The following is a 21,556-nucleotide window of genomic DNA, read 5'->3' on the forward strand; positions in this document are numbered from 1 at the left end:
TTGCAAGGACAAGACCATGAGCGATGCAACCCGCCGCAGCCTTGCCGACACGCTGGAACTGGACAAGCGCCTCTTTGGCATGATCATCGCCTTTGCGGTGCTCTGCCTGGTGTTTCAATTCCAGACCGGAGGCACGTTCCTTTCGGCACGCAATATCTTCAACATTTCGGTGCAGACGGTCTCCGTGGGCATCATGGCGACGGGGATGGTCTTCGTCATCGTCTCGCGCAATATCGACCTCTCGGTGGGTTCGGTGCTGGCAACCTGCTCGGCCCTGATGGGGATGCTGCAGACCCAGTGGCTGGTGCCGGTGACCGGGCTTGGGACCGGGACGACGCTGGTCGTCTCCATCCTCTTGGGGCTGGGCGTGGGCACGGCGATGGGGGCGGCCACGGGCTGGATGGTGGGCTATCAGCGCATCCCCTCCTTCATCGTGACGCTGGGGGGCTTGCTGATCTGGCGCAACGTCGCCTGGTACACGACCAACGGCCAATCGGTCGCGCTGCGCGACCCAAGGCTTTTGGCCTTCGGCGGGACCGAGGGCGTCATGGGGCCGGAGTGGAGCTGGGTCCTGGGCGGCCTTGCCACCCTGGCCGCAGCCGCAGCCGTGATCGCGGCGCGGCGTGGCAAGATGCGGCATGGCTTCCTGGTCAAGCCCGTCTGGGCCGAGGGCCTGCTGGTTGCCATGATCGCCGGCGGCATCCTGGGCTTCGTGGCGCTCGTGAATTCCTATGAAATCCCGGTGGGCAAGCTCAAGCGCATGTTCGAGGCGCAGGGCATGGACGTCCCCGAGGGCTATGTCGCCTATCACGGCTTGCCGATCTCGGTGCTGATCCTGGTGGCGGTGGCGGTGGCCATGACGGTGATCGCCCGCAAGACAAGGCTGGGGCGCTATATCTATGCCATCGGCGGAAACCCGGATGCGGCCGAGCTTTCGGGGATCAACACCCGGATGATGACGGTCAAGATCTTTGCGCTGATGGGGTTCCTTTGCGGGCTTGCGGCTTTGGTGGCCCAGGCGCGGTTGCAAAGCCATGGCAATGACATCGGCACCTTGGATGAACTCAAGGTCATCGCCGCCGCCGTCATCGGGGGCACGGCCCTGGCCGGTGGGGTCGGCACGATCTATGGCGCGCTTCTGGGCGCCTTGGTCATGCAATCGCTGCAATCGGGCATGGCCATGATCGGGGTGGACACGCCCTTTCAGAACATCGTCGTCGGAGGCGTGCTGATCATCGCCGTCTGGATCGACATCTTCTACCGCAAGCGCATGGGGGAACGCACATGACACCGCTTCTGGAGATGCGCGACATCTCGATTTCCTTCGGTGGCATCAAGGCGGTGGATCACGTCACCATCGACCTGCGTCCGGGCGAGGTCGTGGGGCTTCTGGGCCACAACGGCGCGGGCAAGTCGACGCTGATCAAGTGCCTCTCGGGCGCCTACCAGGCCGACCAGGGCCAGATCCTGATCGAGGGGCGGCCGGTGACCATCCAGAACCCTCGCGACGCCCGCGCCTTCAACATCGAGACGATCTACCAGACCCTGGCACTCTCGGACAACTTGGACGCCTCGGCCAACCTGTTCCTGGGGCGCGAGATGCTGACGCCCCTGGGCTTCATGGACGACGCGCGGATGGAGGCCGAGACCCGCCGCATCATGGGTCGCCTGAACCCGAACTTCCGCAAGTTCAACGTGCCGGTCTCGGCGCTGTCGGGCGGGCAGCGGCAATCGGTGGCCATCGCAAGGGCGGTCTATTTCAACGCCAAGATCCTGATCATGGACGAGCCCACGGCCGCCCTTGGCCCGCACGAGACCCAGATGGTGGCGGAGCTGATCCAGGAGCTGAAGGCGCAAGGCCTGGGGATCATCCTGATCGAGCACGACATCCACAATGTGATGAAGCTCTGCGACCGAGCCTCGGTGATGAAGAACGGGCAACTGGTCGGCACGGTCAAGGTCGACGAGGTGACCGACGAGGAGATCCTGGCCATGATCATTCTCGGCAAGAAACCGGTGCGCGCATGATCCGTTATGCCGTCATCGGCGCGGGCTGGATCGCGCAAGAGGCCTTCCTGCCCGGCGTTCCTGCCACCGGCAATTCCCGCGTGCAGGCCCTGGTCTCCGGCCATCCCCGCGCGCGGGAGCTCGCGGATTTCCACGCCATCCCCGAGGTCCTGGGCTATGGCGACTACGACGCCCTGGTGGCCTCTGACCGGATCGACGCGGTCTATATCGCCCTGCCGAACTCGATGCATGCCGATTACGCGATTCGGGCCTTGCGGGCGGGCAAGCATGTCCTGGTGGAAAAGCCGCTGGCCACGACGCTGGAGGAAAGCCGCGCCATGATCGCGGCCGCCGAGGCCTCGGGGCGGTTCCTGATGACCGCCTACCGGCTGCACAACGAGCCCGGGACGCTGGCCGCGCTTGAGGCGATCAGGGCGGGCAAGATCGGCCAGCCGGTACATTTCACCTCTGCCTTCGGCTTCCAAAGCGCGATTGGCAACCACCGTTTGCAAGCCAGCTACTGGGGCGGGCCCTTGCAAGACATCGGCGTCTATTGCCTGAACGCCGCCCGCCATGTCTTTGGCGCGGAGCCCCTGGCGGTTCAGGCCATGGCCTCCCGCCCGCCACAGGACCCCCGTTTCACCGAGATCGACGCTCATGTCGCCGTCACCCTGCGTTTCCCGCAAGGCCTGGCGCAGTTCTTCTGCTCCTTCGGCACGGAAGGCGTCGAATACTGCCGCGTCCTCGGCACCCAGGGCGAGCTGATCCTTGACCCCGCCTTCCGCTTCGAGAACGCCATGTCGCTGCGGCTGCGGCAGGGGGACCGCGTCACGGTCACCGATTTCCCGGCGGTGGATCACTTCGCGGGGCAGTTGGCCTATTTCTCGGACTGCATCGCGGCGGGGACCGCGCCCGAAGCCGACGGCGCGGAAGGCCTGGCCGATATGGTGGCACTTCTCGCCATCGAAGAGGCGATCCGGACAGGTGCCACCGTGGCGCTGGATCTCCCCCCGCGCCCCCGACACCCCGATGCGACGATGGAACGCCGCTTCGCGCCCACCACGCATCGGCTGTTGTTGTAACCCCGGCTGACGGCTGGAGGCTTCTCCTGCAAGGTCAGCCGTGCCTTTGCCCCTGGGCGGTCGATGCGGCCTCCGCCGCCTTTCCCGCCTTGTCGCCGACGCGTAGCAGGCTCCTGAATGCTTCTCCAGAGCGGGGACCAATGACTGGACCAGGCAGGGCTTGCAAAAGCCGTGCCTGGAGGCCGCCAACCTCGAAACGTCCCGTCCCGCGCCAAAGGTAGAGCGCCGAGGCGAAAACGGTCGGTCGGTTTCGGGGACCTGCACGGGCACCGCAGCGAGGGTCGGCCAAAGCCGCCCCAGGTCCCGTTCGGAACAGGCAAGCGATCGTTCCCCAAGACCCTCGAGCCGTCGAACGACTGCTTTCCCTTGGCTCTCGAAAGATCACTTCGGGCGACGACCGTCAGCAATGGGCCGGGCACGCCGACCATGCGTGGATGGTCGCAAGGGGCGGAAAGCAGTCGTTCCAGACTGCAAGTCTTGTCTCTCCGTTCAACCCATCCTGCGGAAAGCCAGGGACATCGCGATCTGGCCAACGGCCAGGGCCAGAATGCCCGCGACCAAGACGGGTGCAGTTGATGAGACAACCGGCGCAGCGGCGGCAATCAAGGCAGCAAGAAAGTAGGGCCAACCCGAGGAAAGCGAGCGGCCGTGGGTGGCAAAGGACACAAGGGTGACCCCGGTCATAGCGCATGCCGCCCCCAGGGCAAACACCCATGGCGCGGGCCCTGCCAGGTCGATGTGATGGGCAAGATAGACCGTCCCAGCCCCGAGGCTTGCGATTCCGAGATAGAGCGGAATGTGGCCGTAAGCCCAGAGCCGCAGGCTCCGCCCGGCAGCGGCATCTGCGATGTGCCGTTCGGCATTGCCGCGGGCGCGGCGGAAGTAGCCTATCCAGTAAAGAAAGCCCAAGCCCGCCCCCATCAGCGCCACGGCAAGGGTGTCGCCGTGCAATTCGGGCCCGTGGTCAAGGGCATGGACCGCGGCGGCGGCGGTCTCGCCCAGGAGGATGATGGTGAAGAGGCCAAACCTTTCGGGTAAATGCTCCGGGTGTGGCGGCGCGTGATGGGTCTCACGCGCCACAAGGAAGGGCGTCGCGACGTCGATCAACAGGGCCAGCGCCCAGAGCGTCTGGCGCGTCGCAGGCTCGGTCCAGATCGACCCGGCCCAGAGCAGGGCCTGCCCCCCGTAAGTCGCGCCGTAGAGCGTGCAAAGACGCGACAGCCCGGGCCTGCGGATCTCGCGCAGGTAGCCCAGCATCAGCAAGGCCTTGAACCCGGCCACGCCCCCGGCAAAGGCCCAGGCGCGGGCCTCGAAGGCGTCGCCGGCCCCATGGGCGATGAACACGACGGCAAGGATCTGGGCAAAGCCGATCGCCCATTGGTCCGGACGGTCCTCGTCAAAGCGGCTGGCATGGAAGGTGTGCCCCAGCCAGAGCCACCAGAGGACAAGGAACAGAAACCCGAACTCTGCCAGGCCCGCCCAGTCGTAGTGATGCGACAGCGCACCGCCAAGGGCTGCCACCGCGACCACGAAGACCAGGTCGAAGAACAGTTCGAACCAGCTGGCTTTGCGGCCTTCGGCATGGGTCAGGACAGCAGTCTGCGGGGGGTGGTTCATGATGGCTCCCAAGGATGTGGAGAGGCCGGGCCGGGCGCCTTTGACCCGGCCCGGTGCGTTCAACGGCCCAGCGTCTGGACGACCAGTTCAGCCGCCGCCCCGCCCGAGAACTGCTGCTGGCCGGTGATCAAGTTGCGATCGCGCAGCGCAAAGGCCTTGAACATCGAATTCACCACGAAGTTGGTGCTTTCGAGCTTCTTCGCCTCTTCCTCGATCCAGAAGGGCTGAATCTTCTGGCCCACCCAGGCGTCGGCGAAGGCCTCTTCGCTGTTGGCGAAACCGGTCCAGGTCTTGCCCTTGACCAGCAGGTCGCCGTTAGACAGCCGCGTTCTCAGCAGGATGCAGGTGCCGTGGCAGACGATCGAGACGATCTTGCCCGCCTCATAGGCGCGGGCCACGAAGGCATGCAGCGCGGTGTCGTCGATCATGGTGACCATGGGCGACTGCCCCCCGGCCAGGAAGACCACGTCATAAGCCGTCGGGTCCACCTCGGCGATGGATTTCGTGCCTTTCAGGAGGGCCGCATGGGTGGCCGACTTCTTGAAACCAAGAGAAATCAGGTCATGCGCGGAATAGCCCGACGGGTCTTCGGGGTCCGAAAACCCGTCGGCCACCAGATCGCCGCCCTTGGGGCTGACGATCTCGATCTCGTAGCCGGCTTCCGAAAAGGTCCAGTAGGGATGGGTCAGCTCCGCCCACCAGAAGCCCACGGGCCAGCCGGTGGTGGGAGAGGTGCCGGGGTTGGCGGCGATCATCAGGACTTTTTTCTTGGTATGCACGTCGATGGAGGCAGACATTGTCTCGTCCTTTCAGAGGGTTTTCGATTTCGGATAGATGAAGCGGGCGATCAGCGGCGTCAGGCGGGGCATGATGACGTAAGTCATCAGCCCGACCTGGATGCAGACCGTCACAAGCACCCGAAGCGGCAGCGGCCAGGCGATCATCAGCGGCCCCAGGATCAGGTTCAGTGCCAGCACCAGCGTGAAGACCACCGCGATCAGAACCAGCGCCATGCGGTGCGGGCTCGGTTGCGGGACCTTCGTGCCGGGGGGAGGGTCGAACCAGAACTCAAGGCCGGTCAGCCGCTCCCAAGCCGCATCGGCGGCAAAGAGCGGCGCGGCATCGGCCAGCATTGCGGCCCGGAAGTCCGACCGCTCGAAAGCGTCAAGATGGTCCATGCTGTCAAAGCGAAAGACGCTGCGATAGGCGCCCCCGGGGGTGGCAGGGCGGTGGAACTCGGCCCCCAGATAGCCCTTGAACTGCGCAGCCGCCCCGTGCGTCAGGCGTTCCAGCCAGGCCTCATAATCCGTCTCGCGCCCGGGCCTGACCCTGCGGCGCACGACGATGGTGACCGGACCCGTCATGACGCCACCTTGGGCAGGTCGTACCAGTCGGGCTTCGACGGCTCCCACAGGTTCTTGATGATCCGTCGGCCCGTCGGCCCGTTGATCAGCCCGGCCGAGACCAGCCAGCGTCCGGCGGCGGTGATCTCTTTGACCACCCGCGCACCGCAGGTCCCGCAAAAAGCCCGGCGCGAGGCCTCGGAGGATTGATACCAGACCAGCGCCTCCTCTCCTGTCACGGTCATGTCGGAACGGGAGGCGGCGACGAAGGCGTTGAAATTGCCATGCATCTTTTGGCAGTCGCCGCAATGGCAGGCCAAAACCCCGGCCGCGCTGGCGGGCATCGTGATGTGAACCTTGCCGCAGTGGCAGGAGGCGGTCAGGATGTCGGTCATTGCTCAGCCCTCCACCGCCGAAAAGGCCCAGTTGCGGCCCTTGGCCCGGAACAGGGCCTGGTTGATCCAGACCATGGCGAAGGGCTCCAGCAGGCGGGCCTTGGTCAGGTCGCCCGCGTCCAGCGACGCAAAGCCGAGGTCGGTCAGAAGTTCCGCCACCTGCGCCTTCGCGCCCGCATCGTTTCAGGCCATGAACATGACCGGGCGCAGAGGCAAATGGGCGTTCCGGGCCATGATCTCGGCCCCCACCTGGTTCAGGGTCTTGACCACATTCGCCTGGGGAAGCCAGCCCTGCACGATCTCGCCGCCCGAGGTCTTGTGCCCGACCGTCAGGCCCAGGGCGCCGTCGATCATCCCCAGCGGGTTCATGCAGTCGATGACGGTCTTTCCTTCCAGCGACCCCAGGGCCTTGACGGCGCCTTCGGCCACGCCCCAGGGCAGGGCCAGGATGATGACATCGGCGGCCTCGGCGGCGTCAGCCGGCAGCATCGGCCTGGCGTCGGTCTCGGAGGCCAGCGCGACGACCTCGGCCGCCTGCGGATCGCGCGCACCAAGGCCTATGGCATGGCCACGGCCCCTCAGTCCCCTGGCGATGGCAGAGCCGACCTTTCCGGTGCCGATGATCGCGACGCGCATCCCACTTTCTCCTTGCTTCATTCTGCGCATCCGAGATATGCGGCAAATGAAAGAATTGATAATGAATAAGCATCATGTCTGAGTTAAGCACATCAGAACTCCGCCGCCTGGACCTGACCTTGCTCCTGGTCTTTCTGGGGCTGGTGCGGCACCGCAAGGCGCTGGATGTGGCGGCCGAACTGGGCCTCACCCAGTCGGCCATCAGCCAGTCGCTGAAGCGGCTGCGTGACATCTTCGGGGATGAGCTTTTCCTGCGTCGTCCGCATGGGATGGAGCCCACGGCCACCGCACTTGCCCTTGAGGCGCCAGTTGCCGCAGCCGTCGATGCCCTGCGGGGCGCGCTGGGGGCCGCGCGGGATTTCGACGCCGCCACGGCGACGGGCCTTGTCCGCATCGCAGCGCTCGATGCCGAACAGGCCGTCCTGATCCCGCCCCTTGCAGCGCGGCTGCGTCAGCTCGCCCCCGGACTAACCCTGTCGGTCCTGCCGCTGGGGCGTGGAGCCGCCATGGACGCCCTGTCGGAAGGCCGGGCCGATCTGGTGCTGGGCTTCGTCTGGGAACTGCCGGAAATGGTTTCCGGCAAGACAATCTACGAGGAATCCTTCCTGGTCGCGGGCCGGCCTGAAGCCCTGCCAAAGGCGCCGGACATCAGCATCGATGCCTACTGCGCCGCCGACCATGTGCTGATTTCACCCGGAGGCGACCTGCGAGGGGTGGTGGACGACCAGCTGGAGGCCATGGGCCGCAGCCGTCGCGTGATCCTGGGCCTGCCGGCCTTTTTGCCCGCGCTGGCCGCCGCAGCCGAGTCTGGCGCCCTCGTCACCCTGCCAGCCCGCGTCGCGCGTGCCTTTGCAGCGGGCTTCGGCCTCGTCACAGCTGAGCCGCCCATTCCCGTGCGGAGGTTCCCGGTCTCGGTCTTCTGGCACCGACGGAACGAGACCGACCCGAGAACGACCTGGATCAGACAACAGATCCTCGGGGTTTCGATAACTCACTGACTGCCGTTCGGACATGATCCCTCTGGAACCCCCATTGAATGGTAATGAGCGAATGTCGATGTGACTTTGGTTCGTCGCAAGGGGCCAACCTCGTTGATGACGGCCTGGATCGTCACAAGGGGCGGAACAATTCGATCAGGCCCGGATCGTTGCAAGGGGCGGAAAGCGGTCAGTTGCAGCCCATGGGAGCGGGTCAAACAATGCGCCGAAGCGGTCGTTCGAAGCTTCCAACGAACGACCTTCCCTTTCCTCTCGGTCAGCCGAGATCCGCCAACCGCACCGGTTCGCCCTTGGCCAACGACAGGGTTGCGGCTTCGGCCATCGCCAAGGCTGCAACGCCGTCCTCAAGCGTCACAGGCACACTTTGGTCAGCGTGGAGGGCACCCACGAAGGCCGCCCATTCCGCGCGGTAGGCGGGCATGTAGCGTTCCAGAAAGAAATACGTCGGCTTGGCGCTGGTGACGCCGCCCGTGGTCGATTTCACCAGAGTAGATTCCAGCATGTTGCCTGCCTGCAAAAGCCCCTCGGACCCCAGAAGCTCGACCCGCTGGTCATAGCCATAGACCGCCCTGCGCGAGTTCTTGATCACCGCGATGCGGCCGTCGGCGTAGGTCAGGGTCACGACGGCGGTATCGACATCTCCGGCCGCGCCGATGGCGGGATCGACAATCGAGGAGCCGGTGGCCAAAACCGCAACCGGCGCGGCACCCATCAGGAAATTCGCCATGTCGAAGTCGTGGATCATCATGTCGCGGAAGATCCCGCCCGAGACCTTGATATAGGCCACCGGCGGCGGGGCGGGGTCGAAGGAGGTGATGGACAGCAGTTCCGCCTTGCCGATCTCGCCCGCATCCAGGGCGGCTTTCAGCCCGGCGAAGTTCGGGTCGAAGCGGCGGTTGAAGCCGATCATCACCGGGGCGCCACCCACCTTGGCAAGGCAGGCCTGCGCACGCGCCAGCGACAGATCCACCGGCTTTTCGCAGAGCACCGCCTTGCCCGCGGCCACGGCGCGCTCGATCAGGTCGGAATGGGTGTCGGTCGAGGTGGCGATCAGCACCGCGTTGATCGAGGGGTCGGCGAGGATCGCATCGACGCTGCGAGCCTCGGCGCCGTATTGGGCGGCGAGCTTGCCCGCAGCCTCGGCATTGATATCGGCGACCGCCACGAGGCGCGAGCCGGGATGGGTCGAGATCGCGGTGGCATGGACGCCGGCGATCCGGCCGGCGCCGAGGAGAGCAGTGTTCAGCATGACTTGTCCTTTGAAAGATCGGCCAGAAGGGCCTGGTATTCGTCGTCCGCCATGGCGACATCGTGTTGCGGCTGCGGATAGGCGCCGGAGTTCACATCGGCGATGAATTCGCGGAAGGCCGCGATGCGCTCCTCCTGCAGCCGTGCATATTCGGCGGCGAAGTTGCGGTAGGTCTTGGCATGGCGCGGCTTGTGGCCATCCGTGCAGCCAAGGACGTCCTCGGCGAAAAGGTATTGCGCATCGGCCCCCGGCCCCGCGCCCATGCCCAGCATGATCATGGTTGTATTGGCGCTGATGAGGGCGCCCAGGCGGTCCGGGACGACTTCCAGCTCGGCGCCGAAACAGCCGATGGATTCCAGGCGTTTCACATGGTCCCAGACGGCCCGGGCCTCGGAAGCCGTCTTGCCCACGGCGCGCCAGCCGGTCCAGGTGATATAGGAGGGGATCAGACCGACATGGGCCACGACGGGCATGTGGTTGTCGCAAAGCGCCTTCTGGATATCGAGGCTTGCGGCGCAGTAAAAGCAATCGCCCCCCATGGCGGTGAACTTGAAGGCCGCGCGGAGGTAGTCTTCCGCCGTCGCAAGGCCTCCGTAAGGGCCGAAGGGCAGGCCGACCTGGACAAAGCAGCGCCCGGCCGCCTCGCGCATCTCCGGCGAGAAGAAGCGGCTCTCGATCGACAGCATATGGATGCCAGCCGCATCGGCGGCGGCGGCTTCCTCCAGCGTGGTGACATAAAGCATCGAGATCTTTTCGCCCCGCGCTTTCATGGCGCGCATGTCATGGACGGTCGGACGGTTGGCTTTGTGGACCATGGTTACACCGTAAATGCGTTGCGGAAGGCCTCGAGCGCGGCTTCTTCGGAGCCCGAGGCAAAGCCTTCGAGGCCGACGGGGCCGGAATAGCCCATGGCCTTCAAGGCGCGGGCCACGCCGGGGTAGTTGATCTCGCCAGTCCCAGGCTCATTCCGGCCCGGGTTGTCGGCCACCTGGACCTCTCCGATCCAGGGCAGGCAGGCTTGGCACCAGCGGATCAAATCACCCTCGCCGATCTGCGTGTGGTAAAGGTCGAGGTTGATGCGCAGCTGCGGCCGGTTGACTGCCGAGACGAGGCCCAGCACCGCCGCCGTCGACCCAAAGGGGCAGCCGGGGTGGTCGATGGGGTTCAGGTTCTCCAGCGTGAAGACCTGGCCCGAGGCCTCGGCCAGGTCACAGATCCGGTGCAGGGTGTCGCGGGCGCGTTGCTCCATCCCCGGGGCGAAGGCGCCGATCCGGGGGATCGGGATCCCCATGTCCCCCAGCCCCGTGCCATGCAGGTTCAGCCGGTGGACGCCCAGACGCTGGCCCACTTTGGCCGTCTCGGCGGCGGAGGCGAGAAGCATCTCGCAGCCCTCGGCGTCGGTCAGGCGGCCCTGCAGATAGCCGTTCATGATGGTAAAATTCGCCCCGGTGGCGATCAGCGCGTTGATATCCCAGGCAGGCCAATTCCACAGGCCCACGCCGAAACCCATCTCCTTCAGGCGCGCGGCCCGCCAGGCGATGGGCTTGTCGCGCCACAGCATTTCCGCGCAGGCAGCAAGTTGGAAGGTCATCTCACAGCTCCAGGTAGACCTGGCCATCCTCGACTTTGACGGGGAAGGTCTTCAGGTTGATGCAGGCGGGCGCACGTTTCGCCTCGCCGGTGCGGTAATCGAAAGTCGCATTGTGTTTCGGGCATTCGACGCGGCCATCCATCACCAGCCCATCGCAGAGATGGACCTTCTCGTGGCTGCAGATCCCGTCCAGGGCGTGGAACGTGTCGTCTTCGGAGCGGACGATGATGAAGGTCCGGGCGCCATGGTCGAAGCGGATCATGTCGTCGGCGTCGATATCCTCGGTGGCGCAGGCGCGAATCCAGGTGGGCATGTCGGTTTCCTTGTCGAAGTGGTCCGGGCCAGTGGAACGGCCCGGACCGTCGTGATGCGCCCTTGGGCGCATGTCCGGGGGATGAATGGGAGAGCCCCCCGGGTTACGCTGAAGCCGCGATCTCGGCCTCCAGGGCGGACATCGAGGCGCCACCGGCCATCAGGTCGGTGATCTCTTCGCGGGTCTTCTCGCCCTTGTGGAAGTCGGCGGCGACCGCGCCCCGGATCAGGACGGCGAAGTGATCGCCCACCGCCATGGCATGCATGACCTGGTGGGTGATGAAGATGACGGCGAGGCCGCGCTTCTTGGCCTCGTTGACGATGCGCAGGACATGGGTGGCCTGTTTCACGCCCAAGGCGGCGGTGGGCTCGTCCAGGATCAGCACCCGTGCGCCGAAATGGACGGCGCGGGCGATGGCCAAGGCCTGACGCTCGCCGCCCGAGAGGCCGCCGACCAGCCTGTCGCCGTCGTCGATCCTTGTGATGCCGAAGTTCTGCACCGCCTTGACCGCGATTTCGTTGGCCTTCCGACGGTCGTAGATGCGGAAGGGCCCAACCCAGCGCGTGGGCTCGCGCCCGACAAAGAAGCTGCGGCCGATCGACATCAGGGGGAAGGTCCCGCCGAACTGGTGGACCGTGGCGATGCCGTGGTCAGCGGCCTCGCGCGGGTTGCGGAAGGTGACTGGCTTGCCATCCATCACCATCTGGCCCGAGGTCGGCTGATGCACGCCCGACAAAAGCCGGATCACGGTGGATTTGCCCGCGCCATTGTCGCCCAGCAGGCACAGGACCTCGCCCGCCTTCACATCCAGGTTGATGTCATGCAGCACATCGATGGGGCCAAAGCTTTTGTTGACACCCTGAAGGGACAGGATCGTGCTCATTTCGCGACCTTTTTTGGGGCAGAGGCCAGGGCCATCTTGCGGAAGGTGTTGTTCATCAGGACGGCGCAGAGGAGCAGCACGCCGATGATCAGCGACGACCAGTTGCGGTCGAAATCGGTGTAGTAGATGCCCTGGGTCACGATGGCGAAGGTGATCGTGCCGAAGAAGATCCCCACGACAGACCCAAAGCCCCCGGTCAGCAGGACGCCTCCCACGACGACCGAGATGATGGCGTTGAAGATGAAGCTTTGCCCGCCCGCCACCTGGGCGGAGTTATACAGGATCGCCTGGCACATGCCGACGAAGGCGGCCGAGGTGGAGGACAGGACGAAGAGCAGCATGGTCATCCGCTCGGTCGGGATGCCAGCGTTGCGGGCGGAAACCTTGTCGCCGCCCATGGCGAAGATCCAGTTCCCATAGCGCGAGAAGTGGACAAACAGGATATAACCCGCGGTCACCGCCAGCCACCACAGCACCATGACCTGCACCTGGCCGCCCATGACGAAGTCACCAAAGATCGCCTTGGCGGGGCCGGTGACGGTCAGAGCCACCGAGGTGGATTTGGTGATCAGCACGGTCAGGCCGAGGACCACGCCCTGGACCGCAAACAAAGTCCCCAGCGTCACGATCAAGGAGGGCACGGCGGACTTGATCACCATGTAACCGTTGATCAGGCCGATCATAACGCCGAAGGTCATGGTCACGGCGATGCCCGCCCAGATCGGCAGCCCGTAATGGCCCGACAGGACGGCGACGGTCATGGCGCCAAAGGGCACCATGGCGCCCACGGAAATGTCCAGCTCTCCGGCGATCATCAACAGGCCGACCGGAATGGCGATCAGGCCGAGGTTGGCGGCCACATTCATCCAGGAGGCCATCCCGCCCGGCAGAAGGAAGGTCACGCCGCCGAAGATGGCGAAGAAGCCAAGGACAGCGACAAGGCCAAGGAAAGCCCCAGCTTCAGGACGGCGCAAGAGCCCGCCCAGGGTGGAATTGCGGTTCATCATGTCTCCCCCGGAAAGATGGGCCCGCCGCGCGCACGGCGGGCCTGCAGGCTTAGCGTGCGCCCTTGGCGACGCCTGCGAGGGTCGCATCGATGTTGGACGCATCGACGATGCCCGGGCCGGTCAGCACCGGGTTGGTCGGCAGGTCGGTGCCGAAGTCGATGGCCGAGGCCAGGATCGAGACGGCCAGGTAGCTTTGCAGATAGGGCTGCTGGTCGATGGCAAAGGACTGCGTGCCGGCCTTGATCCGGTCGAGCCCCGCCTGGTTCATGTCGAAGGTCCCGAGCGAGATCGTCCGTCCGGCCTGGGCCACGGCGATGGCCGCGCTGTCGGCATCGCCCGCGCTGATCGTGATGACGCCGTCGATGGTCTCGTCCTTCAGCATCTCGGCCTTGATGGCCTCAGCCACGGCGGTCGGGTCGCCGAACGAGGTCGAGGGCAGAGGGAGCTGCGCGCCCTTGCCGCCCGCGGCGGTGATGGCGTCGATCACGCCCTTGCAGCGCGCCTCGGTATTGGCCGCGCCCGGAAGGGTGTTGACGCACAGCACGTTCTTCTGCCCGGCCTTGCCGAAATAGGCGCCGCCCGCCTGCCCCGCCACATATTCATCCGAGCCCACGTAGTTGATGGCGCCCAGTTCCTTGGCCTTCTCCGCGCCGCCCGCGTTCATCAGGATGACCTTGATGCCCGCTGCCACGGCTTCCTTGATCGCCGGATCCTCGGCCTCCGGCACCCAGTTCGGGATGACCAGGCCGTCGACCTCCTGGGCGATGGCGGTGCGGATCAGCTGGACCACGTCGGGGGCGAAGTTGTCGTAATTCACCAGGCGCAGGTAGTTGACCGAGCCGCCATTGGCCACGACCGCCGGGGTCGCATCGTCGATCCCCTTCTTGATGATGTTCCAGAAGGCATCGTCGTTCGAGCCCCCGATCACCGCGATATCGGCGGCCATCGCCGAGCTTGCCATCAGCGTGGCGAGCGCCGCCGCCTTCAAGGTCCGTGCAAAAGTCATGGTCTCTCCTCCCGTTGTACCGGTGCTCCGGCGGTTGCTTTGGGTGTGTCCCGGGCCTCCCGCCCGGGGATCAGCGCTTGGCGTTGGCCCGCGCCTTCTTGGCCTCGAAGCGCGCTTCCATGCGGGCTTCGGCTTCCTTGGTGCCGTCGTGCCAATAGCCGAACCACTTATCGAGTGGGATCAGACCATCGCCGCCGTAATTCACCTCGAAATACTTGTGGTGCAGGTAATGGGCGTAAGCATGGGATTCCAAAGGCGTATCCTCGGTGATCTCCAGCTTGTCGAAGCCTATATGCCCGTTCACCGCGCCAAACCCCGCGACATGCAGCTGAAACATCGCCACGATCGGATTGGAGGGGATGACCAGGTGCCAGAGCGCCACGGCATGGTACAGGAAACCTTCCACCGGATGCATCGACAGCGACGACCAGGGCGAGGGGTTGACCGAGTTGTGGTGGACGGAATGGACGTGCTTGTACAGGAAGTCCGTGTGGATCAGCCGGTGGATGCAGAAGAAATGCACCTCGTGGATCACCGGGCACAGCAGCACCAGAGCGGCCAGGTAGACGGGATTGGCGCTCCAGGTCAGCCAGGGGACATAGCCCTTGGCGAAGGCGTAAAGGAAGATCACCTCGACCAGGGTCCAGAGCGGGATCGAGATGAAGAACGACCGCAGGAAGTTGTCGATGTTCTGGCTCTTGAACCAGAAGACATCCGAGGGCTGATCGGCCGGGAACTTGCCGTTGTACTTGAACCGCGTGCCCTGCTTGCGCTTGACGTACCAGAAGAACTCGACCGAGCCGTAGAGGGCGAAGATCGCCGCCGCATTGACCGCGTAAAGCCAGAGCGCCCAGCCCCAGGAGAGCGTTTGCAGCGTCTCGACCGGCGGGACGACGTAGAACCAGTAGAGGAGCGCCGTCGCAATGTGGAAGGCATTCCACGGGAAGAGGTATCCCGGGATGAACTTCAGGAACTGGCCCAGGCGGAAGGGGACGGCCCAGGAGGAGGCGATCTGCAATGGCTCTTTCGGCGCCCAATCGCCCCTCTTGTTCCGCGTGCCGAATTGCAGGTCGTCCATCTTTCCCTCCTTCAGGCAAAGCGAGGCCAGGGGGCGAAATCATCGCCCCTGCGGTCGCTTGGCTGTCCGAAACTCTCCCCCGGGGCCGCAGCCCGTCGTTGCGGCCGACATTGCCCGCTTGACGGGGCTTCGATCAAGATGCGATGTTTCACGCCATGGATTTCGTCTCAGCGTATCACGCGAGACCGGAAAATGAGATGAAATGACACGTCCAACCATCCCCGACCTCGCCAAAGCCGCCGGAGTTTCGGTGGCCACCGTCAATCGCGTCCTGGCGGGGGCCGAGAATGTGCGCCAGCCGACCCGGCTTTTGGTGCAAGAGGCGGCGGCGCGCATCGGCTTTTATGGCCTCGGCACGATCGAGGCCAAGGTCGCAGCCCACCGGCCGCGCTTTCGATTCGGCGTGCTTCTGTTGCAGCCACATCGCCAGTTCTACCAGACCTGCGCCGCCGCCATCCGCGAGGCCGCCGCCGCGCTGGAGTCGGTCGATGTCGAGGTCCGGATCGAGTTCCTCGACGACCTCTCGCCGCAGAACACCGCCGCCCGCATCCTGGCGCTCGGCGAGGACTGTCATGCGGTCTGCGTCACCACGGCCGTCCATCCCGTGGTGACCGAGGCGGTCGAGACCCTGCAAGCCCGAGGCCTGCCGGTCTTTGCGCTGATCGGTCAGCTCTCGGCGGCGGGGCTGGTGCATTACGTGGGCCTGGACAACTGGAAGGTCGGGCGGACCTCGGCCTGGGCGGTGCATCACCTCTGTCAGGGACCGGGCAAGATCGGCATCCTGATGGGCAATCCGCGCTATCGGAACCAGGAGATGAACGAGGCCGGCTTCCGGTCCTATTTCCGCGAATATGCCCCGGAGTTCACCCTGCTGGAGCCGCTTTCGACCTTCGAATCCGCCGCCGTGGCCGAGGAGATGACGGAACGGCTCTTGACCCAGAACCCCGACCTGAAGGCCCTTTTCGTCTCGGGCGGAGGGATCACCGGGGCCATGGCGGCCCTGCGGCGGGCGGGGCGCAACCTCGTCGTCGTGGGCTATGACCTGATGGACAGCACCCGGGCCGGGCTTCTGGACGGCACCCTCTCCGTCGTGATCGCCCATCCCCTGCGGCAACTGGCCGATGCGCTGATCGGGGGGATGATCCGGGCCGCGAAGTCTCCGGCCGATGGGGTGAACCACACCCGCATCGTGCCCTTCCAGATCCACACGCGCGAGAACATCTGACGCCTGATCTCTCGGATTGACCATTTTGGAACCTTCCACTATTTTATTGGAAGGTTCCATTTTCCCGCCTTGGGCGGATTCGGGAGGAAAGCATGACCGAGATCAAAGTGGCGGTTCTGGGCGCCAGTGGCTGGATGGGCAAGGTTCACACCATGGCCTGGGCCACCTATCCGCATTTCTTCGCCGATGCGCCGCGCGCGCGGGTCGTGGCTTTGGTCGAGGCCAATCCGGCAGCGGCGGCCGATCTGGCGGCGCGCGCGCCCGGCGCCCGGATCCTGCAGGACTGGCAGTCGGTCGTGGCCGATCCCGAAATCGACCTGATCGACATCTGCCTGCCCGATCACCTGCATTATCCCGTCGCCAAGGCGGCGCTTGAGGCGGGCAAGCATGTCTATTGTGAAAAGCCGCTCGCCGATACAGCCGCCGAGGCGCGGGAGCTTGCCGACCTCGCCCGGGCCAAGGGCGTCATCAGCCGCGTGGGCCATGCCTTCCCGCGCAACCCGGTCCATGACCTCGCGCGCGAGATCATCCAATCGGGCGAGATCGGCGAAATCCGCCTCTTCAAGGCCTGCCAGCATATCGATGTCTTCGGCGACCCGCTCGCCCCCTTCATGTGGCGCGCCGATGGCAAGCTGGCCCCCACGGGGATCATCGGTGACACGGGCTCCCATGTCTTCAGCTTCATGGAATTCCTGGTGGGCCGCGTCTCCTCGCTGATCGCCGAGAACCTGATCCTGACCCGGAGCCGCCCCGGGGGAGAAGTCACCAATCCCGATGCCACCAACCTTCTTTGCCGGTTCGAGAACGGCGCCTCGGGGATCATCGACTTCAGCCGCGTGGCCACCGGGCGCAAATTCCGCCAGACCTATGAGATCTATGGCACCAAGGGCAGCCTCGCCTACGATTACGACCAGGTGAACCGGCTGCAGTTCTACACCAACGATGACCGCGAAGGCCGCCGGGGCTACCGTGCCATCGACGTGGGGCCAGAGAACCCCACCTACCGCGCCTTCCTGCCCCTGCCGAATTTCGCGCTTGGCTATAACGAGACCAAGATCATCGAGGCCTGTGAGGTCGCCCGATCCATCGCCACGGGCCGCCCGTCCTGGCCGGATTTCGACACCGGCCACCACATTTGCCAGATCGTCGACGCCTGCATGACCTCGGCCGCCACCCGCGCCTGGGTCGATATCCCGGGGGCCTGACGATGGAGATGACCCAAGAGATCCTCGACGCCCTGACCGACATCGAGATGCCGCGCCTGCCCCCCGAGACCCCGCCCACCGAGACCGCGCAGGGCCTGCCCTTGATCCGTGCCGCCGCCGTGGTGGTGGGCAGCGGGGCAGCGGGCCTGCGTGCGGCCGTCGAGATGAAGCGGCGCGGCGTCGATGTGGTGGTGATCAGCCAAAGCGCCTGGGGCGGGACCTCGGCCTGTTCGGGCTCGGACAAGCAGACGCTGCACACCGCCAATACCGCCGACCGGGGCGACAATTTCCGGTCGATGGCCCAGGCCATCGGCGCGGGTGGCGCGATGGATGCGGACACGGCCTATGTCGAGGCCGTGGGCTCGGTGCGCGCCATGGCCTCCTTGCAATACATGGGCCTGCCCCTGCCGCAGGACGCCCTGGGCGGAACCCTGCGTTACCAGACCGACCATGACGAGGTCGGCCGCGCGACCTCTTGCGGGCCGCGCACCTCTCGGCTGATGGTCAAGGTCCTGGCGGAAGAGGCGTTGCGCCTTGGCGTGCCGATCCTGAACCACACGACCGCCGTCTCGATCCTGCGGAAGTCCCGGGTGACCGGGCTTCTGGCGATGCGGATGGCGGCGCGCAGCGAGGCCAATCCCTATGGGCTGACGGTCTTCGCGGCCCCTGTCGTGGTGCTGGCCGGGGGCGGGCCCGGGGAGCTTTACCGCGACTCTGTCTATCCCAACGGCTGTTTCGGCGCGCTTGGCCTCGCGCTCGAGGCCGGGATCACGCTGGTCAACCTCACCGAAAGCCAGTTCGGCATCGGCACGCGGCGCGAGGGCTTTCCCTGGAACCTCTCGGGCACCTATGTCCAGGCCCTGCCGCATCTCTTCTCGGTCGATGCCGAGGGCCGCGAACATGCCTTCCTGAAGGACTACTACCGCACGACGCAAGAGATGGCGTCGAACATCTTCCGCAAGGGCTATCAATGGCCCTTCCATGCGACGCGGATGCTGGATTTCGGGTCAAGCCTCATCGACCTTGCGATCTTCCGCGAGACGCAAATGGGCCGCCGGGTATTCATGGATTTCAACCGCAATCCGGAAGCGATCGACCAGGCCTTCTCGCTGGACCGCCTTGACCCCGATGTCCGCACCTATCTGGCCACGGCGGGCGCCGTGCAAGCGCTTCCCATCGACCGCCTGCGCCACATGAACCCCTTGGCGATCGAGCTTTACCGCCGCTACAAGGTCGACATCGCGGCCGAGCCCTTGGAGTTCGCCGTCAACAACCAGCACATGAACGGCGGCGTGGCGGTGGACAGCTGGGGGAGAAGCTCCTTGCCCGGCTGCTATGCGGTCGGCGAGGCGGCTGGCACCCATGGCGTCACCCGTCCCGGGGGCGCCGCCTTGAACGCGGGCCAGGTCTTCGGCACCCGCGTGGCCGAACATGCGGCGGGCGCGGAGACGGCTGTGGCCGCGCCCGAGGGGCTGGCCGAGGCGCTGACCGACCTGCGCGCCGCTTTGCGGCCCGGGGGTCTTGGCGTCAAGGCGCTGAAGGACGAGATCCAGGCCCGGATGAGCGACCATGCCGGCATCCTCTGCACCCCCGACGAGGTCCGCACGGCCCGCCTGGCTTCGGAGGCGCTGGTGGCAAGGGTCCAGGCGCAGGGCGTGGCCCCCTCCCGCCCCGCCGAGGCGGCGCGTGCGGTTCAGTGGCGCCAGATGGCCCTGGCCTCGCAGGCCGTGCTGACGGCCTTGGACCACTATATCTCCCAGGGCGCCGGCTCCCGCGGGGCGCGGGCGATCTGCGAGCCCTCGGGCACCGGCCTGCCGCAAAGCGCGCTTGGGCCCCTGGAGAGCTACCGCTTCCGCGAAGAACGGGCCCAGGACCGCGAGGCGCAGATGTTGGTCCGCTGGCAGGACGGCGCGCTGCACCTGAGCACGCGGCCCAACCGCGCCCTTGATCCCGCGCGGAGCTTCTTCGAACGCGACTGGCCCGCCTGGCTGACCGGCGCCATCCGCGCCACCCCCTGGCCGGAGGCGCAATGACCCCGAAGCTTTGCGCCATCGGTGAGGCGATGATCGAACTGGCCCCGGTCGAGGGCGGGCTTTACGCCCGGGGCTTTGCGGGCGACACGTTCAACACGGCCTGGCACATGGCCCAGGTCCTCGGCCCCCGCGCCCGGGTCGGCATGGTGACGCGGCTGGGGCGGGACGCGCTGTCGGATGCCTTTGCGGCCGAGATGGTGGCCGATGGGCTGGATGTCTCGGGCGTCTCGCGCGACGATCACCGCCGGATGGGGCTTTACCTGATCGAGCTCGATGGCGTCGAGCGCAGCTTTCACTACTGGCGCGAGACCTCGGCCGCGCGCCACCTGGCCGATGACCCCCAGGCGCTGGAGGCCGCGCTGACGGGCGCATCGCTCATCCACCTCTCGGGGATCACCCTGGCGATCCTGGCGCCCCCGGCGCGCGAAACGCTGTTTTCCGCCCTGGCGCGTACGCGGTCCCAAGGTGCCCGGGTGTCGTTCGACCCCAATATCCGCGCCCGGCTCTGGCCTTCGCCCGAGGAGCTGCGCCAGACCCTGACCGCGATCCTGCCGCTCGTCGACATCGCCCTGCCCAGCTTCGACGACGAGGAGACGCATTTCGGCGATACCTCGCCCGAGGCCACGCTGAAGCGCTTCCAGGCGGCGGGCGTGACGGAGGTCGTCGTTAAGAACGGCGCCGGGCCGGTGACTTGCCACGCGGGCCAGATCGAGACCCCGCCCGTGTCGGAGATCCGCGACACGACCGGCGCGGGGGATGCCTTCAACGCGGGCTACCTTGCTGCCCGCATGATGGGGCACCCCGTGGACCGGGCGATCCGCGCGGGCCAGGCGCTCTCCTCCGTGGTCCTGCGCCACCCCGGCGCCCGGGCGCCGAAATCCGCCCTCCTGCCGCTTGACTGAAAGGCCCCAGATGTCCGTCTTCCATGAGCTTGCCCGCTTTGGCGTCGTCCCCGTCATCGTCCTCGACCGGGCCGAGGATGCCCTGCCACTGGCCGATGCGCTGATCGCGGGCGGCCTGCCGCTGGCCGAGATCACCCTGCGCACGCCCCAGGCCCTGGCTGGCCTGGCCGAGATCGCCCGTCACCGCCCCGCCATGCTGGTGGGCGCGGGCACGGTCCTCACCGAAGACCAGGTTCACGAGGCCAAGGCGGCAGGCGCCCGCTTCGCCCTCTCGCCCGGGATCGACCCCCTGGTCCTGACCGAGGCGCAAGGCGCGGGCCTGCCCTTCGCCCCCGGCATCGCCACCGCGACCGAGGTCCAGATGGCGCTGCGGGCTGGCTGCGAGATGGTCAAGTTCTTCCCCGCCGTCCCGGCCGGCGGCATCGCGCTCTTGAAGTCGATCGCCGCGCCCTATGTCCATACTGGCCTTGGCTACAATCCCACCGGGGGCGTGACCGCCGAGACCCTGGGCGATTGGCTGGCGCTGCCGCAGGTGCGCGCCGTGGGCGGCACCTGGATCGCCACCCAGGCCGATATCGCCACGGGTGCCTGGGAGGCGATTGCGCACAAGGCCCGGGCCGCCGTCGACCTGGTCACGCGCCTGCGCGGATGATCACAGGCACTCCGTCACATGGTGATGGATGCGGCCGGTGAAGAAACGGGGCAGCACGCGCTGGGTCGCGGCGCGGCTGTCCAGGCGCTCCTGGCTGGCAAGGGCGCGCTCCAGCGTCGCGCGATCGGGGAAATCCACCGCCAGGACAAGCGGGAAAGAGGGCGCGCCCGCGTCGCGTTCCACCCCAAAGCTGACCCGGACGGCGACGGCACCGGGATAAGCTTCCCAGGTCGGCAGAAGCTCGCTTCGGACCGCCTCGCGGAAGGCCGCTTCCAGGCCGGGCGTCAGGTCCCCTTCGAAGAAGGCATAGCGGGTCAGCATCGGTGGTTCCTTT

General features: G+C 66.2%; 24 protein-coding genes. 9 read left to right on the plus strand and 15 right to left on the minus strand.

The window, feature by feature from the left end; genetic code table 11:
* The first annotated feature begins 16 nt into the window (after positions 1–16).
* The 3 genes from GV832_RS17345 to GV832_RS17355 are packed head-to-tail and all read left to right on the plus strand — an operon-like array spanning position 17 to position 3,089.
* On the plus strand, positions 17–1,288 hold the full coding sequence (locus GV832_RS17345) for a sugar ABC transporter permease (protein WP_168776144.1): 1,272 nt from the start codon (positions 17–19) through the stop codon (positions 1,286–1,288).
* On the plus strand, positions 1,285–2,028 hold the full coding sequence (locus GV832_RS17350) for an ATP-binding cassette domain-containing protein (protein WP_168776145.1): 744 nt from the start codon (positions 1,285–1,287) through the stop codon (positions 2,026–2,028). The genes GV832_RS17345 and GV832_RS17350 overlap by 4 nt, the downstream gene beginning before the upstream one ends.
* Positions 2,025–3,089 carry a Gfo/Idh/MocA family protein gene (locus GV832_RS17355; protein WP_168776146.1) on the plus strand — a complete coding sequence of 355 codons (1,065 nt, stop codon included), beginning with the start codon at positions 2,025–2,027 and terminating at the stop codon, positions 3,087–3,089. Before GV832_RS17350 ends, GV832_RS17355 begins: the two co-directional genes overlap by 4 nt.
* A 489-nt stretch (positions 3,090–3,578) precedes the next feature.
* Here GV832_RS17355 and GV832_RS17360 read toward each other — a convergent pair whose 3' ends face one another.
* The 6 genes from GV832_RS17360 to GV832_RS17385 are packed head-to-tail and all read right to left on the minus strand — an operon-like array spanning position 3,579 to position 7,080.
* Positions 3,579–4,706, minus strand: coding sequence for a low temperature requirement protein A (locus tag GV832_RS17360; protein ID WP_168776147.1), 1,128 nt, complete (start codon positions 4,704–4,706; stop codon positions 3,579–3,581).
* Positions 4,707–4,765: 59 nt separating this feature from the next.
* On the minus strand, positions 4,766–5,503 hold the full coding sequence (locus tag GV832_RS17365) for a type 1 glutamine amidotransferase domain-containing protein (protein WP_168776148.1): 738 nt from the start codon (positions 5,501–5,503) through the stop codon (positions 4,766–4,768).
* Between the two features lie 12 nt (positions 5,504–5,515).
* Positions 5,516–6,070, minus strand: coding sequence for an antibiotic biosynthesis monooxygenase (locus tag GV832_RS17370; RefSeq protein WP_168776149.1), 555 nt, complete (start codon positions 6,068–6,070; stop codon positions 5,516–5,518).
* Entirely contained in the window at positions 6,067–6,444 is a 378-nt protein-coding gene (locus tag GV832_RS17375) for a GFA family protein (RefSeq protein WP_168776150.1), read from the minus strand. The genes GV832_RS17370 and GV832_RS17375 overlap by 4 nt, the downstream gene beginning before the upstream one ends.
* 3 nt (positions 6,445–6,447) lie before the next feature.
* Positions 6,448–6,603, minus strand: a complete 156-nt coding sequence (locus GV832_RS17380) for an NAD(P)-binding domain-containing protein (protein WP_168776151.1) — start codon at positions 6,601–6,603, stop codon at positions 6,448–6,450.
* A gap of 24 nt (positions 6,604–6,627) precedes the next feature.
* On the minus strand, positions 6,628–7,080 hold the full coding sequence (locus tag GV832_RS17385) for an NADPH-dependent F420 reductase (RefSeq protein WP_168776152.1): 453 nt from the start codon (positions 7,078–7,080) through the stop codon (positions 6,628–6,630).
* A 74-nt stretch (positions 7,081–7,154) separates the two neighbouring features.
* On the opposite strand from GV832_RS17385, the gene GV832_RS17390 reads away from it, so the two are divergent.
* Positions 7,155–8,078 carry a LysR family transcriptional regulator gene (locus GV832_RS17390; RefSeq protein WP_168776153.1) on the plus strand — a complete coding sequence of 308 codons (924 nt, stop codon included), beginning with the start codon at positions 7,155–7,157 and terminating at the stop codon, positions 8,076–8,078.
* Positions 8,079–8,334: 256 nt separating this feature from the next.
* Here the strand turns inward: GV832_RS17390 and iolG are convergent, their stop codons facing one another.
* From iolG to GV832_RS17430, 8 genes are all read right to left on the minus strand, one after another.
* A complete protein-coding gene (gene iolG, locus GV832_RS17395; protein WP_168776154.1) occupies positions 8,335–9,327 on the minus strand; it encodes an inositol 2-dehydrogenase in 993 nt (330 codons plus the stop codon).
* A complete protein-coding gene (locus GV832_RS17400; RefSeq protein WP_168776155.1) occupies positions 9,321–10,142 on the minus strand; it encodes a 3-methyl-2-oxobutanoate hydroxymethyltransferase in 822 nt (273 codons plus the stop codon). Before GV832_RS17400 ends, iolG begins: the two co-directional genes overlap by 7 nt.
* A 2-nt stretch (positions 10,143–10,144) precedes the next feature.
* Positions 10,145–10,918, minus strand: coding sequence for a TIM barrel protein (locus tag GV832_RS17405; protein WP_168776156.1), 774 nt, complete (start codon positions 10,916–10,918; stop codon positions 10,145–10,147).
* 1 nt (position 10,919) lies between these two features.
* Positions 10,920–11,231 (minus strand): MocE family 2Fe-2S type ferredoxin, encoded by a 312-nt coding sequence (locus GV832_RS17410; protein WP_168776157.1) that lies wholly within the window; start codon positions 11,229–11,231, stop codon positions 10,920–10,922.
* Positions 11,232–11,334: 103 nt separating this feature from the next.
* Complete coding sequence (locus tag GV832_RS17415; protein ID WP_168776158.1) at positions 11,335–12,114, minus strand: ATP-binding cassette domain-containing protein; 780 nt, start codon at positions 12,112–12,114, stop codon at positions 11,335–11,337.
* On the minus strand, positions 12,111–13,121 hold the full coding sequence (locus tag GV832_RS17420) for an ABC transporter permease (protein WP_227754504.1): 1,011 nt from the start codon (positions 13,119–13,121) through the stop codon (positions 12,111–12,113). Before GV832_RS17420 ends, GV832_RS17415 begins: the two co-directional genes overlap by 4 nt.
* A gap of 49 nt (positions 13,122–13,170) precedes the next feature.
* The gene (locus tag GV832_RS17425) at positions 13,171–14,127 is read right to left on the minus strand and encodes a substrate-binding domain-containing protein (RefSeq protein ID WP_168776159.1); all 957 of its coding nucleotides are present in this window, start codon (positions 14,125–14,127) and stop codon (positions 13,171–13,173) included.
* A 70-nt stretch (positions 14,128–14,197) separates the two neighbouring features.
* Positions 14,198–15,205: a sterol desaturase family protein gene (locus tag GV832_RS17430; protein WP_168776160.1), complete on the minus strand. Its 1,008-nt coding sequence runs from the start codon at positions 15,203–15,205 to the stop codon at positions 14,198–14,200.
* Positions 15,206–15,407: 202 nt separating this feature from the next.
* Here GV832_RS17430 and GV832_RS17435 point away from each other — a divergent pair, with 202 nt between their 5' ends.
* The 5 genes from GV832_RS17435 to GV832_RS17455 all read left to right on the plus strand — a co-directional run bounded on the left by GV832_RS17435 (position 15,408) and on the right by GV832_RS17455 (position 21,222).
* Positions 15,408–16,430, plus strand: a complete 1,023-nt coding sequence (locus GV832_RS17435; RefSeq protein ID WP_168776161.1) for a LacI family DNA-binding transcriptional regulator — start codon at positions 15,408–15,410, stop codon at positions 16,428–16,430.
* Between the two features lie 92 nt (positions 16,431–16,522).
* Positions 16,523–17,635, plus strand: coding sequence for a Gfo/Idh/MocA family protein (locus GV832_RS17440; RefSeq protein WP_168776162.1), 1,113 nt, complete (start codon positions 16,523–16,525; stop codon positions 17,633–17,635).
* 2 nt (positions 17,636–17,637) lie between these two features.
* Complete coding sequence (locus GV832_RS17445) at positions 17,638–19,668, plus strand: FAD-dependent oxidoreductase (RefSeq protein WP_227754505.1); 2,031 nt, start codon at positions 17,638–17,640, stop codon at positions 19,666–19,668.
* On the plus strand, positions 19,665–20,570 hold the full coding sequence (locus tag GV832_RS17450; protein ID WP_168776163.1) for a sugar kinase: 906 nt from the start codon (positions 19,665–19,667) through the stop codon (positions 20,568–20,570). Before GV832_RS17445 ends, GV832_RS17450 begins: the two co-directional genes overlap by 4 nt.
* A gap of 10 nt (positions 20,571–20,580) precedes the next feature.
* Positions 20,581–21,222: a bifunctional 4-hydroxy-2-oxoglutarate aldolase/2-dehydro-3-deoxy-phosphogluconate aldolase gene (locus GV832_RS17455; RefSeq protein WP_168776164.1), complete on the plus strand. Its 642-nt coding sequence runs from the start codon at positions 20,581–20,583 to the stop codon at positions 21,220–21,222.
* Here GV832_RS17455 and GV832_RS17460 read toward each other — a convergent pair whose 3' ends face one another.
* Entirely contained in the window at positions 21,223–21,543 is a 321-nt protein-coding gene (locus GV832_RS17460; protein ID WP_168776165.1) for a hypothetical protein, read from the minus strand.
* Positions 21,544–21,556 lie beyond the last annotated feature (13 nt).

Origin of the sequence: Stagnihabitans tardus (assembly GCF_009925085.1) — a bacterium.
GTDB lineage: Bacteria > Pseudomonadota > Alphaproteobacteria > Rhodobacterales > Rhodobacteraceae > Stagnihabitans > Stagnihabitans tardus.

Excerpts from the sequence above, each read along its gene's own strand:
- GV832_RS17345 (WP_168776144.1), top strand. The coding sequence starts at position 17 with ATGAGCGATGCAACCCGCCGCAGCCTTGCCGACACGCTGGAACTGGAC.
- GV832_RS17350 (WP_168776145.1), top strand. The coding sequence starts at position 1,285 with ATGACACCGCTTCTGGAGATGCGCGACATCTCGATTTCCTTCGGTGGC.
- GV832_RS17355 (WP_168776146.1), top strand. The coding sequence starts at position 2,025 with ATGATCCGTTATGCCGTCATCGGCGCGGGCTGGATCGCGCAAGAGGCC.
- GV832_RS17360 (WP_168776147.1), bottom strand. The coding sequence starts at position 4,706 with ATGAACCACCCCCCGCAGACTGCTGTCCTGACCCATGCCGAAGGCCGC.
- GV832_RS17365 (WP_168776148.1), bottom strand. The coding sequence starts at position 5,503 with ATGTCTGCCTCCATCGACGTGCATACCAAGAAAAAAGTCCTGATGATC.
- GV832_RS17370 (WP_168776149.1), bottom strand. The coding sequence starts at position 6,070 with ATGACGGGTCCGGTCACCATCGTCGTGCGCCGCAGGGTCAGGCCCGGG.
- GV832_RS17375 (WP_168776150.1), bottom strand. The coding sequence starts at position 6,444 with ATGACCGACATCCTGACCGCCTCCTGCCACTGCGGCAAGGTTCACATC.
- GV832_RS17385 (WP_168776152.1), bottom strand. The coding sequence starts at position 7,080 with ATGCGCGTCGCGATCATCGGCACCGGAAAGGTCGGCTCTGCCATCGCC.
- GV832_RS17390 (WP_168776153.1), top strand. The coding sequence starts at position 7,155 with ATGTCTGAGTTAAGCACATCAGAACTCCGCCGCCTGGACCTGACCTTG.
- iolG (WP_168776154.1), bottom strand. The coding sequence starts at position 9,327 with ATGCTGAACACTGCTCTCCTCGGCGCCGGCCGGATCGCCGGCGTCCAT.
- GV832_RS17400 (WP_168776155.1), bottom strand. The coding sequence starts at position 10,142 with ATGGTCCACAAAGCCAACCGTCCGACCGTCCATGACATGCGCGCCATG.
- GV832_RS17405 (WP_168776156.1), bottom strand. The coding sequence starts at position 10,918 with ATGACCTTCCAACTTGCTGCCTGCGCGGAAATGCTGTGGCGCGACAAG.
- GV832_RS17410 (WP_168776157.1), bottom strand. The coding sequence starts at position 11,231 with ATGCCCACCTGGATTCGCGCCTGCGCCACCGAGGATATCGACGCCGAC.
- GV832_RS17415 (WP_168776158.1), bottom strand. The coding sequence starts at position 12,114 with ATGAGCACGATCCTGTCCCTTCAGGGTGTCAACAAAAGCTTTGGCCCC.
- GV832_RS17420 (WP_227754504.1), bottom strand. The coding sequence starts at position 13,121 with ATGATGAACCGCAATTCCACCCTGGGCGGGCTCTTGCGCCGTCCTGAA.
- GV832_RS17425 (WP_168776159.1), bottom strand. The coding sequence starts at position 14,127 with ATGACTTTTGCACGGACCTTGAAGGCGGCGGCGCTCGCCACGCTGATG.
- GV832_RS17430 (WP_168776160.1), bottom strand. The coding sequence starts at position 15,205 with ATGGACGACCTGCAATTCGGCACGCGGAACAAGAGGGGCGATTGGGCG.
- GV832_RS17435 (WP_168776161.1), top strand. The coding sequence starts at position 15,408 with ATGACACGTCCAACCATCCCCGACCTCGCCAAAGCCGCCGGAGTTTCG.
- GV832_RS17440 (WP_168776162.1), top strand. The coding sequence starts at position 16,523 with ATGACCGAGATCAAAGTGGCGGTTCTGGGCGCCAGTGGCTGGATGGGC.
- GV832_RS17445 (WP_227754505.1), top strand. The coding sequence starts at position 17,638 with ATGGAGATGACCCAAGAGATCCTCGACGCCCTGACCGACATCGAGATG.
- GV832_RS17450 (WP_168776163.1), top strand. The coding sequence starts at position 19,665 with ATGACCCCGAAGCTTTGCGCCATCGGTGAGGCGATGATCGAACTGGCC.
- GV832_RS17455 (WP_168776164.1), top strand. The coding sequence starts at position 20,581 with ATGTCCGTCTTCCATGAGCTTGCCCGCTTTGGCGTCGTCCCCGTCATC.
- GV832_RS17460 (WP_168776165.1), bottom strand. The coding sequence starts at position 21,543 with ATGCTGACCCGCTATGCCTTCTTCGAAGGGGACCTGACGCCCGGCCTG.